We start from the raw sequence: 21,822 nt of genomic DNA on the forward strand, positions 1-21,822 counted from the left end.
GCGTCTACCACCCCCACAAGGAGTCACCCCGTGGCCATCTCGGTCTTCGACCTGTTCTCGGTCGGCATCGGCCCGTCCAGCTCCCACACGGTGGGTCCGATGCGCGCGGCGCGCATGTTCGCCCGCCGGCTGAAGAACGAGGGCCTGCTGGCCCCCACCGCCTCGATACGGGCGGAGCTGTACGGCTCCCTGGGCGCGACCGGGCACGGCCACGGCACGCCGAAGGCGGTGCTGCTGGGCCTGGAGGGCGACTCTCCGCGCACGGTCGACGTCGAGACGGCCGACGACCAGGTCGAGCGGATCAAGTCGAACGGCAGGATCAACCTCCTCGGGGTGCACGAGATCCCCTTCGACTTCGACGAGGACCTGGTCCTGCACCGCCGCAAGGCGCTCCCGTACCACGCCAACGGCATGACGATCTTCGCGTACGACGCCGAGGGCGCGCTGGTCCTGGAGAAGACGTACTACTCGGTCGGCGGCGGTTTCGTCGTGGACGAGGACGCCGTGCAGGGCGAGAACCCGATCGTCCCGGACGACACGGTCCTGAAGTACCCCTTCCGCACCGGCGACGAGCTGCTCCGCCTGGCGAAGGAGACCGGCCTGTCGATCTCGGCGCTCATGCTGGAGAACGAGAAGGCCTGGCGCACGGAGGAGGAGATCCGCGAGGGTCTCCTGGAGATCTGGCGCGTCATGCAGGCCTGCGTGGCCCGCGGCCTGTCCCGCGAGGGCATCCTCCCCGGCGGCCTGAAGGTCCGCCGCCGCGCCGCCAACACGGCCCGCAAGCTGCGCTCCGAGGGCGACCCGGCGGCGCTCGCGATGGAGTGGATCACCCTCTACGCGATGGCCGTGAACGAGGAGAACGCGGCGGGCGGCCGGGTGGTCACCGCCCCGACGAACGGCGCGGCCGGCATCATCCCGGCGGTCCTGCACTACTACATGAACTTCGTGCCCGGCGCCGACGACGAGGGCGTGGTCCGCTTCCTGCTGGCGGCCGGCGCGATCGGCATGCTCTTCAAGGAGAACGCCTCGATCTCCGGCGCCGAGGTCGGCTGCCAGGGCGAGGTCGGCTCGGCCTGCTCGATGGCGGCCGGCGCCCTCGCCGAGGTCCTGGGCGGCTCCCCGGAGCAGGTGGAGAACGCGGCCGAGATCGGCATGGAGCACAACCTGGGCCTGACCTGCGACCCGGTGGGCGGTCTGGTCCAGATCCCGTGCATCGAGCGCAACGGCATGGCGGCGGTCAAGGCGGTCACGGCGGCGAAGATGTCGATGCGCGGCGACGGCAGCCACCTGGTCTCCCTGGACAAGGTCATCAAGACGATGAAGGAGACCGGCGCGGACATGTCGGTCAAGTACAAGGAGACGGCCCGCGGCGGCCTCGCGGTGAACATCATCGAGTGCTGAGACGAGGCCGGCCGACGGGGTGAGGCCGCGTCCGGACGGTCCCGCCCGGCCTGCGGGCAGACGGCGCTACGTTCCGGACACAGCCTGGGCCGGAGCCGACCAGTGCGGGTCGGGGACCACCGTCAGGACGGCCGAGACCAGGACGACCGCCACCAGGGCTCCCAGCTCGATCCGGGCGGGCGCCTCGGCGTCGCCGCCGCGCAGCATGCGGTGGCGGGCGGTGAGGGCGAGCAGGCTGACCACGCCGATCAGTGCGAGCTTGGCCAGTACCACCCTGCCGTACGCCGTGGTCAGGACGAGGTCCGGGGGCAGGCGGCGCAGGGTCGACAGGGTGCCGGTGACGGCGAGGGTGGCGAAGAGGCAGGCGGCCATCCGGGCGTACCGCACGAGGACCGCGCGGCCGTCGAGCCGCAGCCGCATGGTCCGCAGGACGTGCAGGAGGGACCCGAGCCAGAGCGAGCCGGCCGTCAGATGGACGACGGTGAGGGTGACGCCGACCGCCGGGCTGTACGTCTCCGGGTGGGCGCGCAGCGCCTCGGCGCCGATGACGACGGCGAGCGGGAGCAGTGCCAGGGTGGGGCGGCGGCTCGTGGCGCACAGGGCCGCGAGGGCGAAGGCGTTGGCCGTGACGAGGAGCAGCCGGCCTTCGCGCATGCCGTACACGGTGGTGAGGCCGAGGCCGCTGACGGCGGCGAGGAGCAGGAGCAGCGTGGCGGAGGCGGCGGCGCCGAGCAGCGAGGCGGGCGCGGACCAGCGGCGTGGCCGCGGGCCCTCCCGGGCCAGCCGGGTGCCGGCGAGTTCCCCCAGATGGACGGCGAGGCCGACCAGGACGAACATCCGCAGCAGCGTGGTGGTGCCGGCGGCGGGGATCCGGAGTTCTCCGGTGCCCGCCTGGGCTATGCCGGCGCCGAGCAGGGCGACGGTGAGCACGGCTACGGCGGCCAGGACCGCCGCCGTCAGACGTGTCGGGGTGCCGAGGGGACCGGGAAGCGTCACCGGTCGATCGTCACCGCGGGCCGGACGGGCGGCAACTCGCGCACCCGCGCGCGGGCCGGACGGGCGGCGATCCGCGAAACCGCGCGGCCGCCCGTCCCGGCCGGGGCTCAGGCCTGCGCGGCGCCCTTGTCCAGGTGCGCCCAGAACTCGTCCCAGGAGAGCTTGCCGTCGCCGTTGCCGTCGCGCTGGTTGATCAGCGCCTCGGCGACGGTCTCGGTGACGTGGAAGTCACCCAGCTGGGCCATGACGCTCTTGTACTCCGCGGCGGTGATGAGGCCGTCCCCGTCCACGTCGAACCGCTCGAATGCCTTGCGTGCCGACTCGATGTCCGCCACTGCTTCCGCCCCTTCTTGGTGCTTCGATGACGGAGGTCAGATTAGCGGGCCGCGGCCGGGCGGCCGATGGGGGTCCGTGTCCGGGGGCCGCCGGGAGGGCCCGGGCGGGCCCGGGCGGGCCGCCGTGGGAGGCGGGCCACCGTGTGCCGTGGCCCGCCCCCGGGGGCCGTCAGCGGGAAGACGCCCGTGTGGCCGAGGGAGTACCGGCCGGGCTGGGGGTAGACCGCGAGGCCGTGCGGGCCGCTGCCGACGGGGATGCGGGCGAGCTGGCGCCCGGTGGTGGTGTCGATCGCGTACACCTCGGAGTCGTAGCGGCCGGAGAGCCACAGCACCTTGCCGTCGGCGGAGACGCCGCCCATGTCCGGGGAGCCGCCGTCCGGCAGCCGCCACTTCTTCGTCAGCTTGTTCTGCCGGAAGTCGAAGACGGAGATGGAGCCCTCGCCGCGGTTGGGGATGTACATCTCCTTGGAGTCGCGGGAGACGTAGAGGCCGTGGGCGCCCTTGCCGGTCGGGAGCAGGGTGGGGGTGGTGAACTTCCGGCCGTCCAGGACCCATACGCCGTGGGCCATCATGTCGGCGATGTAGAAGGTCTTGCCGTCCGGAGAGATCTTCACGTCCTGCGGCATGGCGCCCTCGAAGGGCAGCCGCTGCTGGCCGATGACCTCCATCTTCTCGGTGTCGACCTTCAGCAGCTCGCCGGAGAACTCGCAGGAGACGACGAAGTACCGGCCGTCGGCGGAGAAGTCCGCGTGGTTGACGCCGTAGCAGGAGACGGGGACGGTCTTCTTCCGCTCCATGGTGTGCGGGTCGCGGAAGACCAGTTCGCGGTCGAGGGAGGCCATGACGACGGCGTACCGGCCGTTGGGCGTGAAGTAGAGGTTGTACGGGTCGTGGACCTCGACCGGCTTGCCCGCGACCCCGTTCGCGGGGTCGATGGGGGTGAGGGTGTGGCCGCGGTTGTTGTTGACCCAGAGGGTCTTCAGGTCCCAGGAGGGGACGACGTGCTGCGGCTGGATGCCGACCGGGATGGTCTCGATGACGCGGTAGGTCGCCGGGTCGATGACGGAGACGGTGTTGGAGTTGGTGTTGGGGACGTAGACGCGGGACGGGAAGCCCTTGACGACGGGCGAGAGCTTGCCCGGCCGGTCGGCCGCGTACACGTCCCGGGGGTCGAGGACCGGCGGCATGCCGGGGAGCCCGGCCGGGACGGCCCGCTTGGGTACGGCGGGGAGGGCGGCGGCGTCCTTGGTGGCGCCGCCCCGGGGCTCGGCCCCGTTGTCGGCGATGCCGCAGCCGGCGAGCGCGGCGAGCAGCGCGGCCGCGAGGAGGCTCTTCGAACGCTTGGTGAGAGGCAGCATCAGGTCAGCAACTCCGTGGTGGTCACCGCGCGCAGGCCGCGGCGGTCGAGTTCGGCGAGGAGGAGGGGCAGCGCGGCGACCGTGTCCGCGTAGCCGAAGTGCAGGCTCACCACGGATCCGTTGCGGATCGGCCCGGTGACGTGGGCGACGACGGCGGCGGCGCCGGGCGAGGTGAAGTCGAGGGAGTCGACGTCGTACGACAGGACGTGCGGGTAGCCGGCCCGGCGGGCCGCCCGTTGGACGGTGGGGGTGGCGTGCCGGGCGCGGGAGGGGCGGAACCAGCTGCCGATGGAGCCGGTGAGCCGCCGCAGCCGGGTGGCGCAGGCGGTGATCTCGGCGTAGGCCTCCTGCTCGGTCATCGCGTTGATGTCGAGGTGGCGCTGGGTGTGGTTGCCGAGGTCGTGGCCGCCGTCGAGGACGCGGCGGGCGAGGTCGGGGTGGCGGTCGAGCCAGTCGCCCACCGCGAGGACGGTGAGGCGGGCGCCGGTCTTCTCGGCCTGCTCGAGCAGGGTGCGGGCGATGCCGGGGTCGCCCTGGCCGTGGAAGGTCAGCGCGACCCGGGGCCGGTCGCGGGGGCCGTTCTCGATTTCGGCGGGGCGGCCGGGGAAGCGGCGGGGCGCGGGGGCGGCGGCGGGCGCCGGGGCGGGCGGGGGGCGCCGGGCGGGGGCGGGGGGCTCCGTGCCGCAGGCGGTGGTGAGGGTTCCGGCGACGGCGGCGGCCGCGCCCGCCCGCAGTGCGGTGCGGCGGTCGGTCGGGTTCACCCGACCATTGGAAGGGGCGGTATGCCCGAAAGGTAACGATTAAGCCAATTCAGGACGTTTGCAGGCCACCCCGCCGCCTGCACCACTCGGCCATGATCGATGAAACAAGCGGTGAATCCCATATCTATTCATGGTTTGGAAGGCGGGTGCCATAGGTCACCATAGATTCATCGCTCACTTGTCCCGATATGACCCACTCTGAAGAGGTAAGGACGTTTGGCGACAGCGGTCCCGTCTGCCATAGTCGATCGCACGACCCCCATTGACCCGGGCCAGGTCGTCCACAGCCGCCGTGGATACACCCCCCGATCCACGGCGCTCCCACGGAAGCCCCTCGGCGCCCCACCACGGCGCACGGGGGCTTTCGTGCGTTCGGGGGGGCGCGCCTCAGCGGTCGGACACCCGCATCTCGAACCAGGTGGTCTTGCCGCGCGGCTGGAGGTCGACGCCCCAGCGGTCGGAGAGCTTGTCGACGAGGAAGAGCCCCCGGCCGCTGACGTCCATCTCGTGGACCGGCATCAGACAGGGCAGTCCGCGCGAGGGGTCGCGCACCTCGATCCGGATCCAGCCGCGCCGGCGCAGCATGCGCAGGGCGAAGACGCGCGCCCCGGTGTGCCGGACGGCGTTGCCGACGAGTTCGGAGACGAGGAGCACGGCGTGTTCGGCGATCTGCGGGGTCAGCGCCCACTGCCGCAGGACGACGTACTGGGTGAGCCGGCGGGCGACGGCTGCGGACTCACCGCGGGAGGGGAGGCGGACGTCGCCGTCGGCCGGGTTCCCGTATCTCTCCAGCGCCTCGAGGGCCTCTTCGTCCTCGACGGCGGGTACCCACCGTGCGGCGGTCGCCCCGCCGTGCTGCCGTGGCTGTTCCGTACCTTCCAGGCCCGCCATGCCCCCATCATGGCGGCCCCGAGCGGCCCGCGTGGGCGTTCCGGCGGAATCGGCCCGCGGAATCGTCACGTCCGGGCCATCCCCCCGTCATATGCCGGAGCGGGAGCGCAACGGGCGGGCCGGGAAGGGGCTCCCGCCCCGGAAGCGCCCGGAACGGACGGGGCCCGTTCCGGGGACGTCCCCGGAACGGCGGGGGCCCGGTCCGGGCCCCGCCCGCTCACCGACTCAGACGAACTTCGCCTTGCCCGGGCCCTCCTCGACGAAGCTGCGCATCCCGCGCTCCCGGTCCTCGGTCGCGAAGAGCCCCGCGAACCAGGTGCGCTCGATCGCCAGGCCGGTGTCGATGTCGGCCTCCAGGCCCTGGTCGACCGACTCCTTGGCGGCCCGCAGCGCGAGGGCCGGGCCCTGGGCGAGCTTCGCGGCCCAGGCGTGCGCCTGCTCGTACACCTCGGCGGCCGGGACGACCCGGTCGACCAGACCGAGCGTCAGGGCCTCGTCGGCCTTGACCATCCGGCCGGTGAAGATGAGGTCCTTGGCCCGAGAGGGACCGATGAGACGGGAGAGGCGCTGGGTGCCGCCCGCGCCGGGGATCAGCCCCAGCAGGATCTCGGGCTGGCCGAGCTTGGCGTTGTCGGCGGCGATGCGGTAGTCGGCGCAGAGCGCCAGCTCGCAGCCGCCGCCGAGGGCGTAGCCGGTGACCGCGGCCACGACCGGCTTGGGGATCCGCGCGATGGCGGTGAAGGAGTCCTGGAGCGCGCGCGACCGCTTCACCATGGCCGCGTGGTCCATGACCTGCATCTCCTTGATGTCCGCGCCCGCCGCGAACACCTTCTCGCCGCCGTAGAGGATCACGGCCCGGACGTCGTCGCGGTCGGTCGCCTCCCGGGCCAGCTCGCGCAGCCGGTCCTGGGTGGCGATGTCGAGGGCGTTCATCGGGGGGCGGTCGAGGCGGATCGTGCCGACGCCTTCGGCGACTTCGAGGTTCACAGTCATGAGGGGAAGGTTAGTGGCCGTTAACGACGAGGGACCCGGTGCCGTTGGTCACAGCACCGGGTCCGTCGGACGAGAGGTCGGCGGGGACTACTTGGTCCACTCCGACCAGGACATGTTCCAGCCGTTCAGGCCGTTGTCCGGGGCGATCTGCTTGTCCTTGGAGTTCTTCACGACCACGACGTCGCCGATGAGCGAGCGGTCGTAGAACCAGGCCGCCGGGGTGGAGCCGTCGCCGGCGCCGCGCGCGTCGCGCAGACCGACGCAGCCGTGGCTGACGTTGGCGGAACCGAACGTCCCGGCCGAGGCCCAGTAGTTGCCGTGGACGAAGGTGCCCGAGGTGGACAGCCGCATGGCGTGCGGCACGTCCTTGATGTCGTACTCGCCGCCGAAGCCGACCGTGGCTCCGTTCATGCGGGTGACCTTGTACTTCTCGCTGATGACCATCTGGCCGTTGTACGTCGTGGTCGACGGGGCGCCGGCGGTGATCGGGATGGTGCGGATGATCTTGCCGTCGCGCTCGACCTTCATGGTCTTGGCGCTCGCGTCGACCGTGGACACCTGACGGCGGCCGATGGTGAAGGAGATCTTCTTCTTCTGCTTGCCGTAGACGCCCGGGCGGCCCTCGACGCCGTCCAGGTTGAGCTCGACGGTCACCTTGGTGCCCGCCGCCCAGTAGTTCTCCGGGCGGAAGTCGAGACGGTCGTTGCCGAACCAGTGGCCCTCGATCGGGACCGACGGCTCGGCCGTCACCTTGACGGCCTTCTCCACGGCCTCGGGGTTGGTGATGCCCCGGGTGAAGTTGACGGAGACCGGCATGCCGACGCCGACGGTCGAACCGTCCTCCGGCGTGTAGTGGCCGATGAAGGTGTTCTTCGGGACGAGGGTGGTGAAGGTGGTGTCCTTCGCCGACTCGCGGCCCTCGGCGTCCTTGGCGATGGCGTGGACCTTGTACTGCGTGCCGGCGGCCAGGTGGGCGACCGGCTGCCAGCTCGATCCGTCCGCGGCCAGCTTGCCCTCGACCTCGGTGCCCTTGGAGTCGGCGACGGTGACCGTGGTCAGCTTGCCCTGCTCCGCCGTCACCTTCAGCGCGCCGGAGGTCGCCACCGCGGCGGCGCCGTCCTTCGGCGCGATGGTCACGACCGCCGTCGACGCGGCGTTCCCCTGCTTCCCGCCGCCGTCCTGCGCCGGGTCACCGCCCTTGCCTCCGGCCGGGTCCCCTCCCCCGCACGCGGTGAGGACGAGAAGCAGAGCGCCCACGGCAAGCGCCTGCAGCCGTGTCCTGCCGGTCCGCGGCCCCCGCCGCGTAGCCCCGACCGATGCCCCCGATATCGGCTGCCCGTTCACAATGGTTCGTCTCCCCTCGCACGGCCTGGCCCCGCCACGGCCCGCACCCCCGCGCGCATCCTCCGCACGCACGGCGTTAGATAATCACACCGGGGGACACGAAAGCTCCACGCGAATGTCACCGTTCAGTCCCAGTTGCGGCCGGGCGACGCAGGTCAGCGAGGGGATACGAGGTCTCACCGCACGGCGGAACCCGCCTTCCACTGGTTCCACTCCATGTTCCATCCCCCGAGGCCGTTGTCGGGAGCGACCTTTCGGTCACGGGAGTTGACCACTTCCACCACGTCGCCGATGAGCGTCCGGTCGAAGAACCAGCCCGCCGGGGAGTCAGGGCTGCCGCCCTTCTCGTCCCGCAGCCCCACGCAGCCGTGGCTGACGTTGGCGGTGCCGAACGTGCCGGAGTCCGCCCAGTAGTTGCCGTGCAGGAAGGTGCCGGAGTCGGTCAGCCGCATCGCGTGCGGGACGTCCTTGATGTCGTACTCGCCCCCGAAACCGACCGTCCGGCCGTCCATCCGCGTCACGTCGAACAGTTCGGTGACCACCATCCGGCCGTTGTACGTCGTCGTCTTCGGCGCCCCGGCCGTGACGGGCAGCGTGGCGAGGAGTTCGCCGTCCCGGCGCACCTCCATGGTGTGCGCGGCCGCGTCGACCACGGAGACCTGCGAGCGCCCGACCGTGAACCCGACCTTCTTGCGCTGGATGCCGTACACCCCCGGGGCGCCCTCCACATCGCGCAGGGCCAGGTCGACCGTGACGCGGGTGCCCGGCTTCCAGTACTCCGCGGGCCGGAAGTCGAGCCGCTCCTTGCCGAACCAGTGGCCGACCACCTCGACCGGCGGGTCGGAGGTGATCCTGATGGCCCGTTCGACGGCCGCCCGGTTCTCGATCGGCCGGTTGAAGCCGAAGGAAACGATCATGCCGGTGCCGACAGTGGAACGGTTCTCCGGTTTGAAGTAGCCGATGAAGCGCCGCTCGGGGACGACCGTGGTGAAGGTGGTGTGGCGGGCCGAGCGGCGGCCGTGCCCGTCGAGCGCCACCGCGTCCACGCTGTACTTCGCGGCGAGCGCGAGCCGGGCGTCCGCCCGGGGCCGCCAGCGCAGCCCGTCCTCGCTGATCTCTCCGGGCACCTCGGCGCGCTGGGCGTCCTCGACCCGCACCACCGTCACCCGTTCGAGCCTGCCGCTGTCCACCCTCACCTCGATCGGCCCCTGCGCCGGGACGGCCCGGCTGCCGTCCTCCGGGCTGATCCGGATGACGTCGCCCGGCGCTCGCGCCTTTCCGGGCAGCGAGACGCCGAGCCCTCCACCGCCGCCGTCCTCCGTGCAGCCCGCGAGCCCGGCCACCACTCCGACCGCCACCAGGGCGAGCGCCGCGCCGGTCCGGCGGCCTGTCTTCCGGGTCCTGCCGGGCGCCCGGACCGCGAGAGCGGCCCGCACCCGCTTCAGTACGTGATTCACGACCGGCCCAACGACGGCCACCCTCCAGGGGAAACGTGCGTGCGGGTCATGTTGGGAGTGCGGCGCTCCGGGCAGAACAGGTGGGAGGACCACGTGCGGGGAGTCGCGGCCGGGACGCCGCGGGGCCTTGGCGGCACGGGGCCCCGACGAGCCGCGGGAGGCCGGACAGGTGTCGAGCGCAGCCGAGCAGGAGGCGGTACGGGACGGGTCGCCGCAGAGCGTGCGGCCCTCCCCTGCCGTGGAACGGCGCGGACCGGCCGTGTGGCCGGGCGCGCCGACACCGTTGGGGGCGCGCTGCCGGGTCGGCCCGGACGGCGTGGCGGGGACGAACTTCGCGCTGTGGGCCGGCGGGGCGGAGGCGGTCGAGCTCTGTCTCTTCGAGGCGGACGGTGCCGAGAGGCGGCTGCCGCTGACCGAGCTGACCCACGAGATCTGGCACGGCTTCGTGCCGGGGGTGGGGGCGGGACAGCGGTACGGCTACCGCGTGCACGGCCGGTGGGACCCCTGGACGGGGGCCCGCTGGAACCCGGCGAAGCTGCTCCTGGACCCGTACGCCCGTGCCGTCGACGGCGACTTCGCGCTGCCGGCGGAGGTGTACGGCCATGTGCGCGACTGGCCGCAGCAGCACGTGGCCGACACCGTGCGCGACGACCGGGACTCGGCTCCCTTCGTGCCCAAGGGCGTGGTCGTCTTCGACGACGACGACTGGTCCGACGACCGCAGGCCGAAGACGCCGTGGCCGGACTCGGTCATCTACGAGTTGCACGTGAAGGGCTTCACCCGGCTCCACCCGGGCATCCCCGAGGAGCTGCGCGGCACCTACGCCGGCCTTGCGCACCCGGCGGCCGTCGAGCATCTCGTACGGCTCGGGGTGACGGCGGTCGAGCTGCTGCCGGTGCACCAGTTCGCGCACGAGGACCATCTGCTCCGGCGCGGGCTGCGCAATTACTGGGGGTACAACTCCGTCGGCTACTTCGCGCCGCACGCGGGCTACTCCTCGTCCGGGACGGCCGGGCAGCAGGTCGGCGAGTTCAAGCGGATGGTGCGGGCGCTGCACGAGGCCGGCATCGAGGTCATCCTCGACGTGGTCTACAACCACACGGCGGAGGCGGGCGAGCTGGGGCCGACGCTGTCGCTGAAGGGCATCGACAACCGCGGCTACTACCGGCTCCAGGCCGACGCCCGCCGGTACGCCGACTACACCGGCTGCGGCAACACCCTGCACGTGGTGCAGCCGCAGGTGCTGCGGCTGATCACGGACAGCCTGCGCTACTGGGTGACGGAGATGGGCGTCGACGGCTTCCGCTTCGACCTGGCGGCGGCGCTGGCCCGGTCGATGCACGACGTCGACATGCTCTCCCCCTTCCTCGCGGTCATCGCGCAGGACCCGGTGCTGCGGCGGGTGAAGCTGATCGCCGAGCCGTGGGACGTGGGCAACGGCGGCTATCAGGTGGGGGCGTTCCCGCCGCTGTGGACGGAGTGGAACGACCGCTACCGCGACGCCGTCCGCGACTTCTGGCGCGGGGCGCTGCCGGACGTGCGGGACCTGGGCTACCGCCTGTCGGGCTCCAGCGACCTGTACGCCTGGGGCGGCCGGCGGCCGTACGCCTCGGTCAACTTCGTCACCGCCCACGACGGTTTCACCCTGCGCGACCTGGTGACGTACGAGCGCAAGCACAACGACGCCAACGGCGAGGGCAACCGCGACGGCACCCACGACAACCGTGCCTGGAACTGCGGCGTGGAAGGGGAGACCGACGATCCGGAGGTGAACGCGCTGCGGCTGCGGCAGCTGCGCAACCTACTGACGACGCTGCTGCTGTCGACCGGGGTGCCGATGCTGGTCGCGGGCGACGAGATGGGGCGGACCCAGGGCGGCAACAACAACGCCTACTGCCAGGACGACGAGACGAGCTGGCTGGACTGGTCGCTCCCCGAGGACCCCGGCCGGCGCGGCCTCCTGGAGCTGACCCGCCGGCTCCTCGCCCTGCGCCACGCCCATCCGGTGCTGCGCCGCCGGGCGTTCTTCTCCGGCCGGCCGCAGGGCGCGGACGGCCTGCGGGACCTGGCGTGGTTCACGGCGGACGGCACGGAGATGACGGAAGGGGACTGGTACGCCCCCGCCGCCACGCTCGGCCTGTACCTCTCCGGCCGCGACATCCCGGGCCGGGACGCCCGGGGCCGCCAGATCACCGACGACAGCTTCCTCGCGGTGCTGCACGCGGGCTCCCGGCCGGTGGAGTACCTGCTGCCGGGCCCGCCGTGGGCGGAGTCGTACGAACTGGTCCTGGACACCTCCCTGGAGGACCAGACCCGAGCGCCGGGGACGGTGCACCGGGGCGGGGAGCGGGTGACGGTGGGGGCGCGGTCGGTGGTGCTGCTGCGGGTCGGGGGGTGAGGGGCCTCAGCCGCCGCGGCCCAGGATGCCCCGGTCGTACGCCGTCGCGACCGCGGCGGCCCGGTCCTTGGCGCCCAGCTTGGCGTAGATGTGCGTCAGATGGGTCTTCACGGTCGCCTCGCTGATGAACAGTTCGGCGGCTATCGCGCGGTTGGAGGTGCCCTTGGCGACGTGGGCGAGGACTTCGCGTTCGCGGGCGGAGAGCGACGCGTCGGCGGGGGCGGCGGGCGTGCGGACCCGGGAGACCAACCGGGTCGCGACCGCGGGCGAGAGGACCGTCCGGCCCTCGGCGGCGGCCCGGACGGCGGTGAACAGCTCCTCCCGGGGCGCGTCCTTCAGGAGGTAGCCGGTGGCCCCCGCCTCGATCGCGGGGAGCGTGTCGGTGTCGGTGTCGTACGTGGTGAGGACGAGGATCCGGGCGCGGGCGCCGCGCCGGGTCAGTTCGGCGATGGCCTCGACGCCGTTGCCGCCGGGCATGCGCAGGTCCATCAGGACGACGTCGGGGTCGAGCCGCAGGGCGAGCGCGACGGCCTCGACGCCGTCGGCCGCCTCGCCGAGGACGGTGAAGCCGGGGCCGGTGCCGTCCGGGGACCCGGCGGTGAACATGCCGCGCAGGCCGTCCCGTACGACGGGGTGGTCGTCGACGATCAGCAGGGTGATCTCAGTCATGGTGGACCAACGGTACGCGGGCGCTGACCGCCGTGCCCTCTCCGGGAGCGGTCTCCACGGCGACGGAGCCGATGATGCGTTCGGCCCGGGCGCGCATGCCGTCGAGGCCGAAGCCGGTGCCGCCGGTGCGGGCGGGGACGGCCGCGGGGTCGAACCCCCGGCCGTCGTCACGGACGTCGAGGGTGATCTCGTCGCCCATGTACGACAGGGTGACGCCGGCCCGGGAGGCGCCGGAGTGGCGCTCGGCGTTGGCGAGGGCCTCCTGGGCGATGCGCAGCAGGGTGGCGGCGACCTCCTCGTGGAGGGGCTCCTCGGTGCCGGTGACGGTGAACCGGGTGGCGATGCCGGTGCGTTCGGACCAGCCGGCGACGGTCTTGCGCAGCGCCTCGGGGAGGGCGTCGTGCTCCAGGGCGGCCGGTCCGAGGTTCTGCACGGAGCGCCGGGCCTCGCCGAGGCTGTGGCGTGCGAGGTCGGAGGCGCGCCGGAGGTGGACGCGGGCACGGGCCGGGTCCGGGGTGGCGGTGACGACGTGCAGCTGGGTGATGATCCCGGTCAGTCCCTGGGCGATGGTGTCGTGGATCTCGGCGGCGAGCCGCCGCCGCTCGTCGGCCACTCCGGCCTCCCGCGCCTGGAGCAGGAGCTGCGCCTGGAGGGCGGCGTTGTCGGCGAGGGCCTGTTCCAGCCGGGCGTTGGTCCGGGCGAGTTCGGTGATGGTGGCCGCTCGTTCGTCCGCCCGCTCGGCCTCCTTCGTCCCGATGTGGGAGAAGCCGAGGGCGAGGCCCGCGTTGAGCGCGAACAGCCCGGCGAAGGCCGCCCAGCCGGCGAGGGAGCCAGGCGGCAGTCCGCCCGACTGGGAGCCGGCCATGGTCACGGCGGTGCAGAGGAGTCCGGCGCGGGCGGCGCGGCGGGGCAGGAGGTGGACGGCGTCGAAGTAGCCCGCGCAGGCGTAGACCGCGAAGAAGGGGTTGAGCCAGGTCAGGGCGAAGGCGAGGGCGGCGCGCGCGGTGAAGTAGACGGCGGAGGCGGCGCCCGGGGCGCCGGGGACGAGGACGATCCGGTCCGCGCACGCCGCGTCGCGGGGGGACCCGTCCTCGGCGGCCGGGGGCCGGCGGGGGGCCGCGCGGCGCTGATGGGTGCCCCACCAGAGCTGGAGGGCGAGGGCGGCCACGACGAGACCGGCGGCCGTCCTCTTCTCCCCTGGCTCCATCAGCAGGTCGGCCGCCCCGGCGGAGAGCACCGCGGCGATGCCGAGCAGAACGTAAGGGCCCCAGCGGAGGAACTGCCGCCAGCGTTCCTCGACGGTCGTCGCCATCTCCGTGTCCTCCCCCGTCCGGTCACTCCCAGCGGAACCGGCGCACCGCCGTGGCCGTGAGCGCGGCCGTCCACAGCGCCATCACCCCGAGGGCCGCCCAGCCGGGCCATCCGCCGCCCGCCGCGGTGTCCAGCGCCCGGGAAGCGGCGCCGTACGGCGTGTAGTGGACGACCCGTTGCAGCGTATCGGGCATGGCCTGGACCGGGACCCAGACTCCGGCCGTGAACATCGTCGGGAAGAAGACGGCCGAGCCGACGGCGGTGGTGATCTTCTGCGTGCGGGAGACCACGCAGACCGCGGCGCCGAGGGCGAGGCCGCAGGCGACGGCGAGGAGCAGCGCGAGGCCGTAGCCCGCGGGGTTCCGCGGCAGCCGGACCCCGAAGGCGAGCCGGCCCGCCGTGACGACGAGGAGGGCGGAGACGAGCGCCGCGGCGCCGTGCAGGGTGATCTGGGCGGCGAGCAGGGAGGCGGGGCGGACGGGGGTGGTGGACATCCGGCGCAGGATGCCGCGTTCGCGGTAGCCGGCGAGGACGGGCGGCATGGCCTGCAGCCCGGCCATGACGAGGGCCATGAGGACGGAGACGGGGACGTAGAGGTCGATGACCCGGCGGCCTCCGAGGTCGTCGGAGACCTGGCGGAAGGAGGGGATCAGTCCGAGGATCACCAGGAGCACCGTGGGCGAGACCATCACCCAGAACAGCGCGCCGGGTTCGCGGGTGAAGAGGCGGAACTCGGTTCTCAGGACCATGGTGGTGGCGCCTGCGGTCATGGCTGTGCGGCTCCTGTCAGATCGAGGAAGGCGTCGTCGAGGGTGGCGTCGGTGACGCGGAGCTGCCCGGCGGTGATCCCGCGGCGGGCGAGCAGGGCGACGAAGGCGTTCACGGTGTCGTCGGTGCCGTCGACGACGGTCCGGCCGTCGTTCGTCTCCACTCCCGTGGCCCCCGGCAGGGCGCGGAGTTCCGCCGGGTCCAGCGGTGTCGTGGCGGCGAAGGAGATCACCTTGGAGGCGGTGGCGCGGGCGATCAGGCCCTGGGGGGTGTCGAGGGCGGCGATCCGGCCGTGGTCGAGGACGGCGATCCGGTCGCAGAGGCGTTGGGCCTCCTCCATGAAGTGGGTGACGAGCAGGACGGTCACCCCGCCCGCCCGGACGTCCTCGATGAGGGACCAGGTGTCGCGCCGAGCCCGCGGGTCGAGCCCGGTCGTCAGCTCGTCGAGGACGACCGCGCAGGGGTTGCCGACGAGCGCGAGGGCGATGAAGAGCCGCTGTTTCTGCCCGCCGGAGAGGGTGGCGAAGCGGGCCTTCAGGTGGGGGCCGAGGCCGAGGCGTTCGACGAGCGCGCGCCAGTCGGCGGGCCGGTCGTAGAAGGAGGCGTACAGCTCCAGCGCCTCCTGGATGGTGAGTTTGGGCTGGAGTTCGCTCTCCTGGAGCTGCACCCCGAGGACGCGGGTGACCTCGGGGTGCCGGGCGACGGGGTCGAGACCCGCGACCCGTACGGTGCCGGCGTCGGGGGTCCTGATCCCCTGCACGCACTCCACCGTGGTGGTCTTGCCCGCTCCGTTGGGCCCGAGGATCCCGAAGACCTCTCCCTCGGCGACCTCGAACGACACGTCGTCGACGACCTTCCGGTCGCCGTAGGCCTTTTGCAGGCCCCGCACTTCGATCATCGGCATGCACCCAGCCTGGCTCCTGGGGGTGCCCGGGCACATCGGCCGTCCCGCTCGAAGCGCGGTCGACCGATCGGTTGATCCGGGGATACGACCCGGCGCGCGGCGGCCGAAAAGCATGTGAGGGATGTCAGGGGTGAACCGTAGGCTCACGCCTGATGCCCGAAAAACATGCCCCCGCCGAGGATGCCGACCGCTCGACCGTGCGCGCGCTGCTGCGGCTGTGGCCGTACGTACGCCCGGTGCGGGGCCGGTGGGCCGCCGCCGCCGTCGTCGCGGTCGTCGCCTCGTTCCTGTCGCTCGTCATCCCGCTCGTCCTGAAGTGGATGGTGGACGGCCCGGTCGCCTCCGGTGATCCGGGCGGTGTGTGGCTCGGGGCGTTGTACCTCCTGCTGCTCGGTGTCGCCGAGGCGGTGCTGTTCGGCTTCCGGCGCTGGCTGGTGGCGCGCCCGCTGGCGTCGGTGGAGGCGCGGATGCGGGCCGACCTCTTCCGGCACCTGCAGCGCCTGCCGATCGCCTTCCACGACCGGTGGGCGTCCGGCCAGCTCCTCTCGCGCGGCACGACGGACCTGATGCTGGTACGGATGTTCCTGGCCTTCCCCCTGACGTTCCTCCTGGTCAACGGAGTGACGATCGTGGCCGGTTACGTCCTGCTGCTGGGTCAGGAATGGACGCTCGGTCTGGTGCTGCTGACGCCCGTGGTGCCGCTGGTGTTCCTGTGCTTCTGGTTCGAAGGCCGGTACGCGCTGGTCGCCCGGCAGGCGCAGGACCAGGTCGGGGACCTCACCACGGTCGTGGAGGAGAGCGTCCTCGGCATCCGGATCGTCAAGGGCTTCGGCCGCCACCGCAGCCAGGCCCTCGCCTTCCGGGCCCTGGCCGGGGCGCTGCGCTCGACCGAGCTGGTCAAGGCGCGGCTGCTGGCGGGGATCTGGGCGCTCATCACGGTCCTGCCGGAGCTGGCCATCGGTGCGGCGCTGGTCCTGGGCACGGTGCAGGTCGCCGACGGGGAGCTGTCGGCGGGCACGCTCGTCGCGTTCCTGTCGACGGCGCTCGCGCTGCGCTGGCCGGTGGAGTCGATCGGTTTCCTGCTGGCGATGTCGCAGGAGGCGGCCACGGCGACGGAGCGGTACTTCGAGGTGATGGACGAGCCGGAGGAGACGCCCGGCCCGGTCTCGGCCGGCGACGCCGTTCCCGCGCCTCCGGACGGGGTGCGGTTCGAGAACGTCTCCTTCCGCTACCCGGACGCGCCCGCCGGCGCCCCGCCCGTGCTGGACGGGATCGATCTGCACATCCGGCCCGGGGAGACGCTGGCCCTGGTCGGCGCCACCGGGTCCGGCAAGACGACGCTCACGGCGCTGGTGCCCCGGCTGCACGAGGCGACCGGCGGGCGGATCCTGCTGGACGGCGAGGACATCACCCGGATGGAACGCGAACGGCTGCGCGCGCTGGTGTCGGTGGCGTTCGAGGAGCCGACGCTCTTCTCGGCGAGCGTCGGCGAGAACGTCCTGATGGGCGCCGGGGCGGGGGCCGGGGAGCCGGAGCTGCGGCGCGCGCTCGGTGTCGCCCAGGCGGAGGGCTTCGTCGCGGCGCTCCCGGAGGGCGCGGCCACCCGGGTCGGCGAGCAGGGCATGAGCCTGTCCGGGGGCCAGCGCCAGCGTCTGGCACTGGCCCGGGCGGTGGTGGGCCGGCCCCGCTTCCTGGTCCTCGACGACCCGCTCTCGGCACTCGACGTGCACACCGAGGCGCTGGTGGAGGCCGCGCTGCGGGAGGTGCTGCGGGACACCACGGCCCTGGTGGTGGCGCACCGCCCGTCGACCGTCCTGCTCGCCGACCGGGTGGCGCTGCTGTCCGGGGGGCGGATCACGGCGGTGGGCACCCACCACGAACTGTTGCGGAGCGACGCCGAGTACGCCTGGCTGATGTCCGGTGAGGGCGAAGGAGACGACCCCCGATGACGGAGACGGCGAAGAAGACGGCGGACGGCCCGGCGCAGGACCCCGGGAAGAGCCCGGCGCCGGGCCCGGGAAAGCGGCCGGACCTCCCGGCGGAGGCGGAGGCCGGGGAGGCGGGGTCACCGGAGGCCGGTCCCGCGGCGTCCCCGGGGCCCGGGCCCACGTCGGGTCCCGCGGCGACCCCGGGGCCCGGCGCGGCCCAGGCGGCCGGCGACCCGTTCGACCAGGACGATCTGCCGGCGCCGGCCGGGGCCACCGGAGCCCTGCTGCGCTCGCTGCTCTCGGCCCACCGCGCCCGGGTCGTCGTCGCCTCGCTCGTGCTGCTGCTCCAGCAGGCCGCCGTCCAGGCCGGTCCGCTGCTCGTCGCGTACGCCATCGACCGCGGCGTCCCGGCGGTCCGGGCCGGCGACCACGGCCCGCTGGTCCTCGTCGCCGTCGGCTACCTCGTCTGCGCGGCGGGCGCCGGACTCCTCCAGTACGCCTTCGTCCGCGGCGCGGCCCGGGTGAACCAGGACGTCCTGCTCGACCTGCGCGGCCGGATCTTCCGCCATGCCCAGGCGCTGAGCCTGGATTTCCACGAGCGGTACACCTCGGGCCGGCTCATCTCCCGCTCCACCACGGACGTGGAGTCGCTGCGCGAGCTGCTCGCCGAGGGGCTCCAGGAGCTGATCGGCGTCGTCCTCGCGTTCGTGACCATCTCGGCGATGCTGCTCTGGCTCGACCTCGGCATCGGGGCGGTGGCCGTCGCCTCCTTCGTCCCGCTGTACCTGCTGGTACGGCTCTACCAGCGGCGCGCGGCCGTGGTCTTCGCCGAGCGGTCCACGGCCGTCGCGGGCGTGATCGTGAAGTTCGCGGAGACGATGAACGGGATCCGGCCGGTGCGGGCGTTCCGCCGGGAGCGGGCCAATGACGCGGAGTTCGCGGCGCTCAACCACCGCCATGAGCGGAGCAACGGCGACGCGCTCCTGGAGATGGCCCGCTATGTCGTCGGGTCACGGCTCCTGGCGAACACGGCGGTGGCGGGCATGTGCCTGTGGGGCGCCACCCGCGTCGCGGGCGGGACGCTGGCGCTCGGGGTTCTCGCGGCGGCGGTGCTGTACATGCGGCGGTTGTACGACCCGATCGACCGGCTCGGCATGTTCCTCAACTCGTACCAGTCCGCCGCCGCCTCCCTGGGCAAGATCGCCGGTCTGCTCGCGCAGGCTCCGGGGGTGCCGGAGGCCGCGGCTCCGCGGGAGCTGCCACCCGCCCGGCCCGGCTTCCCGGGGCGGGAGGTCGTCTTCGAGGAGGTGCGGTTCGCCTACCGCACGGGTGGCGAGGTGCTGCCCCGCTTCGACCTGCGGATCCCGGCGGGCCAGACGGTCGCGGTCGTCGGGTCGACGGGGGCGGGCAAATCGACCCTGGCCAAGCTGCTGGCCCGTTTCTACGACCCGACCGAGGGCCGGGTCCTGCTCGACGGGGTCGACGTGCGGGAGCTGGCGACGCCGGAGCTGCGGCGGGGTGTGGTGATGGTGACGCAGGAGGCGTTCCTGTTCTCGGGGACGGTCGCGGAGAACATCGCGATCGGGCGGCCCGAGGCGACCCGGGAGGAGATCGAGCACGCGACCAAGGCGATCGGCGCGCACGACTTCATCGCCGCGCTGCCGGACGGGTACGACACGGACGTCCGCAAGCGGGGCGGCCGCATCTCGGCGGGTCAGCGGCAACTGGTCGCCTTCGCGCGCGCCTTGCTGGCGGACCCGGCGGTGCTGATCCTGGACGAGGCGACCAGCTCGCTCGACGTGCCCGGCGAGCGGGCGGTGCAGCGGGCGATGGACACGGTCCTCGCGGGGCGCACCGCGGTGGTGATCGCGCACCGGCTCTCGACGGTGGAGATCGCGGACCGGGTACTGGTGATGGAGGCGGGGCGCGTGGTGGAGGACGGCTCTCCGGCGGATCTCGTCGGCGGGGACGGGCACTACGCCGGTCTGCACCGCGCCTGGCGGGACAGCCTGGTGGGCTGAGCCGGCCCGACCGCCCCCCTCCTGACCCCGCCCTGACCCCGCCTTGTCCACGGACTGGTCACCGCGCGCGTGCCGGAGGGGCGGGGCGGCGTGGCGCGGCGGCCGGGGACGGCGCGGGGAGGGGGCGGAACGAGCCATGCCGTCGGACGGCCGTCAGACGGGCGCGTCCCCGCTGCTCAACGGTCCGGGAGACCGCGGGCATCGGGCGTCCGACCATGGGACCCGCTTCGGAATCGGGGCCGGACGAACACCGGATGACGTCGCGACCAAGATCGACGAAACGTCCGCTTAACGAACACGGCCCTTCGGGCACCGGACGATTTCCGGCCAACTTCTTGACGCGCTCCTGACACGGACCCGTGATGACTGTCACTCTCCTTCCCGACTCCTCGCACCGGAGTTCGCGCCTCACAAGTGCGTGTCACATCAGCGTGTCGCCGTACGTGCTCCACAGCTCTGTTTGCTCTGCCCGGACGACCCACCCAGCCGTCCGGTACCCCCCTCGCAAAAGGAGTCTGCGTGAGATCCACGCCCAGCCGTCGCGCCACCGCGACCGGCGCCCTGATCGCTGCCGCCGCCATGCTCGCCGTCTCGGTCCAGACGGGTGCCGCCACCGCGGCGGACACCCAGGCCGCGCCGAAGGCCCAGGCCGGCACCGCCGCCAACCCCGGCAAGCTCCCGGCGGACCTCTCGCCCGCCCAGCGCACCGCGCTGATACGGGCGGCCGACGCCGACAAGGCCGCGACCGCCAAGGCCCTCGGCCTCGGCACCCAGGAGAAGCTGGTCGTCCGTGACGTGGTCCAGGACCGCGACGGCACCACCCACACGCGCTACGAGCGCACCTACGCCGGACTCCCCGTCCTCGGCGGCGACCTGGTGGTCGCCGAGACCAAGGCCGGCGTGACCCAGGGCGTCTCCAAGGCCTCCCGCGCCGAGCTGAGGAACGTCGACCTCAGCGCCGACGTGGCCCCGGCCGCCGCCGAAAAGCAGGCGCTCGGCGCCGCCGCGGCGGAGGGCTCGAAGAAGACCGCCGCCGAGCGCGCCCCGCGCAAGGTCGTCTGGATGGCGCAGGGTTCGCCCGTCCTGGCGTACGAGACCGTCGTCGGCGGCCTCCAGCACGACGGCACCCCGAACGAGCTGCACGTCGTCACCGACGCCACCACCGGCAAGAAGCTGTACGAGTGGCAGGCCGTCCACACCGGCACCGGCAACACGCAGTACAGCGGCCAGGTGACGCTGGGCACCGCGCCGTCGTACACGCTGACCGACACCGGTCGCGGCAACCACAAGACGTACAACCTCAACCGGGGTACGTCCGGCACCGGGACGCTCTTCTCCGGCTCCGACGACATCTGGGGCGACGGCACCCCGCAGAACGCGGAGACCGCGGGCGCGGACGCGCACTTCGGCGCCGGGGTCACCTGGGACTACTTCAAGAACGTGCACGGCCGCTCCGGCATCCGCGGTGACGGCGTCGGCGCGTACTCCCGCGTCCACTACGGCAACGCCTACGTCAACGCCTTCTGGCAGGACTCCTGCTTCTGCATGACGTACGGCGACGGCGCGGGCAACACCAAGCCGCTCACCTCGATCGACGTGGCCGCGCACGAGATGTCCCACGGCGTCACGTCCAACACCGCCGGTCTGGTCTACAGCGGTGAGTCCGGCGGCCTGAACGAGGCGACCTCCGACATCTTCGCGGCGGCCGTCGAGTTCTACGCCAACAACGCCTCGGACAAGGGCGACTACCTCGTCGGCGAGAAGATCGACATCCGCGGCAACGGCACCCCGCTGCGCTACATGGACAAGCCGAGCAAGGACGGCTCGTCCAAGGACGCGTGGTACTCGGGCATCGGCGGCATCGACGTCCACTACTCCTCGGGCCCGGCGAACCACTGGTTCTACCTGCTCTCCGAGGGCAGCGGCGCCAAGACCGTCAACGGCGTCAACTACGACTCGCCGACCTCCGACGGCCTGCCCGTCACCGGCATCGGCCGGGACAAGGCCGCGCTGATCTGGTTCAAGGCGCTCACCACCAAGTTCAGCTCGAACACCAACTACGCCGGTGCCCGCACCGGTACGGTCGCGGTGGCCACCGAGCTGTACGGCGCCGGCAGCCCCGAGGTCCTGGCCGTCGAGCACGCCTGGGCCGGCATCAACGTGGGCTCGCGCCCCGGCGGCGGCAACCCCGGCGGCAAGGTCTTCGAGAACACCGCCGACGTGTCCGTCCCGGACAACGGCGCCGCGGTGACCTCCACGGTCAACGTCACCGGCGTCACCGGCAACG

17 protein-coding genes are annotated in these 21,822 nt (G+C 72.9%); 5 read left to right on the plus strand and 12 right to left on the minus strand.

Annotation, left to right across the window (positions count from 1 at the left end):
* Positions 1 to 30: 30 nt before the first annotated feature.
* The gene (locus ACZ6RC_RS30370) at positions 31 to 1,401 is read left to right on the plus strand and encodes an L-serine ammonia-lyase (RefSeq protein ID WP_391139050.1); all 1,371 of its coding nucleotides are present in this window, start codon (positions 31 to 33) and stop codon (positions 1,399 to 1,401) included.
* 66 nt (positions 1,402 to 1,467) lie between these two features.
* Here the strand turns inward: ACZ6RC_RS30370 and ACZ6RC_RS30375 are convergent, their stop codons facing one another.
* The 8 genes from ACZ6RC_RS30375 to ACZ6RC_RS30410 form a co-directional block, all read right to left on the minus strand.
* On the minus strand, positions 1,468 to 2,397 hold the full coding sequence (locus ACZ6RC_RS30375) for a CopD family protein (RefSeq protein WP_469589205.1): 930 nt from the start codon (positions 2,395 to 2,397) through the stop codon (positions 1,468 to 1,470).
* A 107-nt stretch (positions 2,398 to 2,504) separates the two neighbouring features.
* A complete protein-coding gene (locus ACZ6RC_RS30380; protein WP_391139059.1) occupies positions 2,505 to 2,732 on the minus strand; it encodes an EF-hand domain-containing protein in 228 nt (75 codons plus the stop codon).
* Positions 2,733 to 2,773: 41 nt separating this feature from the next.
* Positions 2,774 to 4,090 (minus strand): YncE family protein, encoded by a 1,317-nt coding sequence (locus tag ACZ6RC_RS30385; protein ID WP_469589211.1) that lies wholly within the window; start codon positions 4,088 to 4,090, stop codon positions 2,774 to 2,776.
* On the minus strand, positions 4,090 to 4,851 hold the full coding sequence (locus ACZ6RC_RS30390) for a polysaccharide deacetylase family protein (protein WP_469589214.1): 762 nt from the start codon (positions 4,849 to 4,851) through the stop codon (positions 4,090 to 4,092). The genes ACZ6RC_RS30385 and ACZ6RC_RS30390 overlap by 1 nt, the downstream gene beginning before the upstream one ends.
* 387 nt (positions 4,852 to 5,238) lie before the next feature.
* Entirely contained in the window at positions 5,239 to 5,742 is a 504-nt protein-coding gene (locus ACZ6RC_RS30395; RefSeq protein WP_453618666.1) for an ATP-binding protein, read from the minus strand.
* 225 nt (positions 5,743 to 5,967) lie between these two features.
* A complete protein-coding gene (locus ACZ6RC_RS30400; RefSeq protein WP_391139067.1) occupies positions 5,968 to 6,735 on the minus strand; it encodes an enoyl-CoA hydratase/isomerase family protein in 768 nt (255 codons plus the stop codon).
* Positions 6,736 to 6,822: 87 nt separating this feature from the next.
* A complete protein-coding gene (locus tag ACZ6RC_RS30405; protein ID WP_469589219.1) occupies positions 6,823 to 8,079 on the minus strand; it encodes a L,D-transpeptidase in 1,257 nt (418 codons plus the stop codon).
* A gap of 176 nt (positions 8,080 to 8,255) precedes the next feature.
* Positions 8,256 to 9,536 (minus strand): L,D-transpeptidase, encoded by a 1,281-nt coding sequence (locus tag ACZ6RC_RS30410; RefSeq protein ID WP_391139071.1) that lies wholly within the window; start codon positions 9,534 to 9,536, stop codon positions 8,256 to 8,258.
* Between the two features lie 169 nt (positions 9,537 to 9,705).
* Between ACZ6RC_RS30410 and glgX the strand changes: the two genes are divergently transcribed.
* A complete protein-coding gene (gene glgX, locus ACZ6RC_RS30415) occupies positions 9,706 to 11,934 on the plus strand; it encodes a glycogen debranching protein GlgX (protein WP_469589222.1) in 2,229 nt (742 codons plus the stop codon).
* A gap of 6 nt (positions 11,935 to 11,940) precedes the next feature.
* On the opposite strand, the gene ACZ6RC_RS30420 is transcribed toward glgX, so the two are convergent.
* From ACZ6RC_RS30420 to ACZ6RC_RS30435, 4 genes are read right to left on the minus strand one after another with little or no spacing between them, the layout of a single operon-like run.
* The gene (locus ACZ6RC_RS30420; protein ID WP_469589225.1) at positions 11,941 to 12,603 is read right to left on the minus strand and encodes a response regulator; all 663 of its coding nucleotides are present in this window, start codon (positions 12,601 to 12,603) and stop codon (positions 11,941 to 11,943) included.
* Positions 12,596 to 13,915: a sensor histidine kinase gene (locus ACZ6RC_RS30425; RefSeq protein ID WP_469589228.1), complete on the minus strand. Its 1,320-nt coding sequence runs from the start codon at positions 13,913 to 13,915 to the stop codon at positions 12,596 to 12,598. Before ACZ6RC_RS30425 ends, ACZ6RC_RS30420 begins: the two co-directional genes overlap by 8 nt.
* A gap of 22 nt (positions 13,916 to 13,937) precedes the next feature.
* Complete coding sequence (locus ACZ6RC_RS30430) at positions 13,938 to 14,684, minus strand: ABC transporter permease (protein ID WP_469589231.1); 747 nt, start codon at positions 14,682 to 14,684, stop codon at positions 13,938 to 13,940.
* On the minus strand, positions 14,681 to 15,586 hold the full coding sequence (locus tag ACZ6RC_RS30435) for an ABC transporter ATP-binding protein (RefSeq protein ID WP_469589235.1): 906 nt from the start codon (positions 15,584 to 15,586) through the stop codon (positions 14,681 to 14,683). The genes ACZ6RC_RS30430 and ACZ6RC_RS30435 overlap by 4 nt, the downstream gene beginning before the upstream one ends.
* A gap of 152 nt (positions 15,587 to 15,738) precedes the next feature.
* On the opposite strand from ACZ6RC_RS30435, the gene ACZ6RC_RS30440 reads away from it, so the two are divergent.
* From ACZ6RC_RS30440 to ACZ6RC_RS30450, 3 genes are all read left to right on the plus strand, one after another.
* Positions 15,739 to 17,535, plus strand: coding sequence for an ABC transporter ATP-binding protein (locus ACZ6RC_RS30440; RefSeq protein ID WP_469589238.1), 1,797 nt, complete (start codon positions 15,739 to 15,741; stop codon positions 17,533 to 17,535).
* Positions 17,532 to 19,535, plus strand: coding sequence for an ATP-binding cassette domain-containing protein (locus ACZ6RC_RS30445; RefSeq protein ID WP_469589241.1), 2,004 nt, complete (start codon positions 17,532 to 17,534; stop codon positions 19,533 to 19,535). The genes ACZ6RC_RS30440 and ACZ6RC_RS30445 overlap by 4 nt, the downstream gene beginning before the upstream one ends.
* A 519-nt stretch (positions 19,536 to 20,054) precedes the next feature.
* Positions 20,055 to 21,822, plus strand: a 1,768-nt coding sequence (locus ACZ6RC_RS30450) for a M4 family metallopeptidase (RefSeq protein WP_453618675.1), incomplete at its 3' end; no start/stop codon positions are given.

It is taken from the genome of Streptomyces sp. NPDC048353 (genome assembly GCF_055587165.1).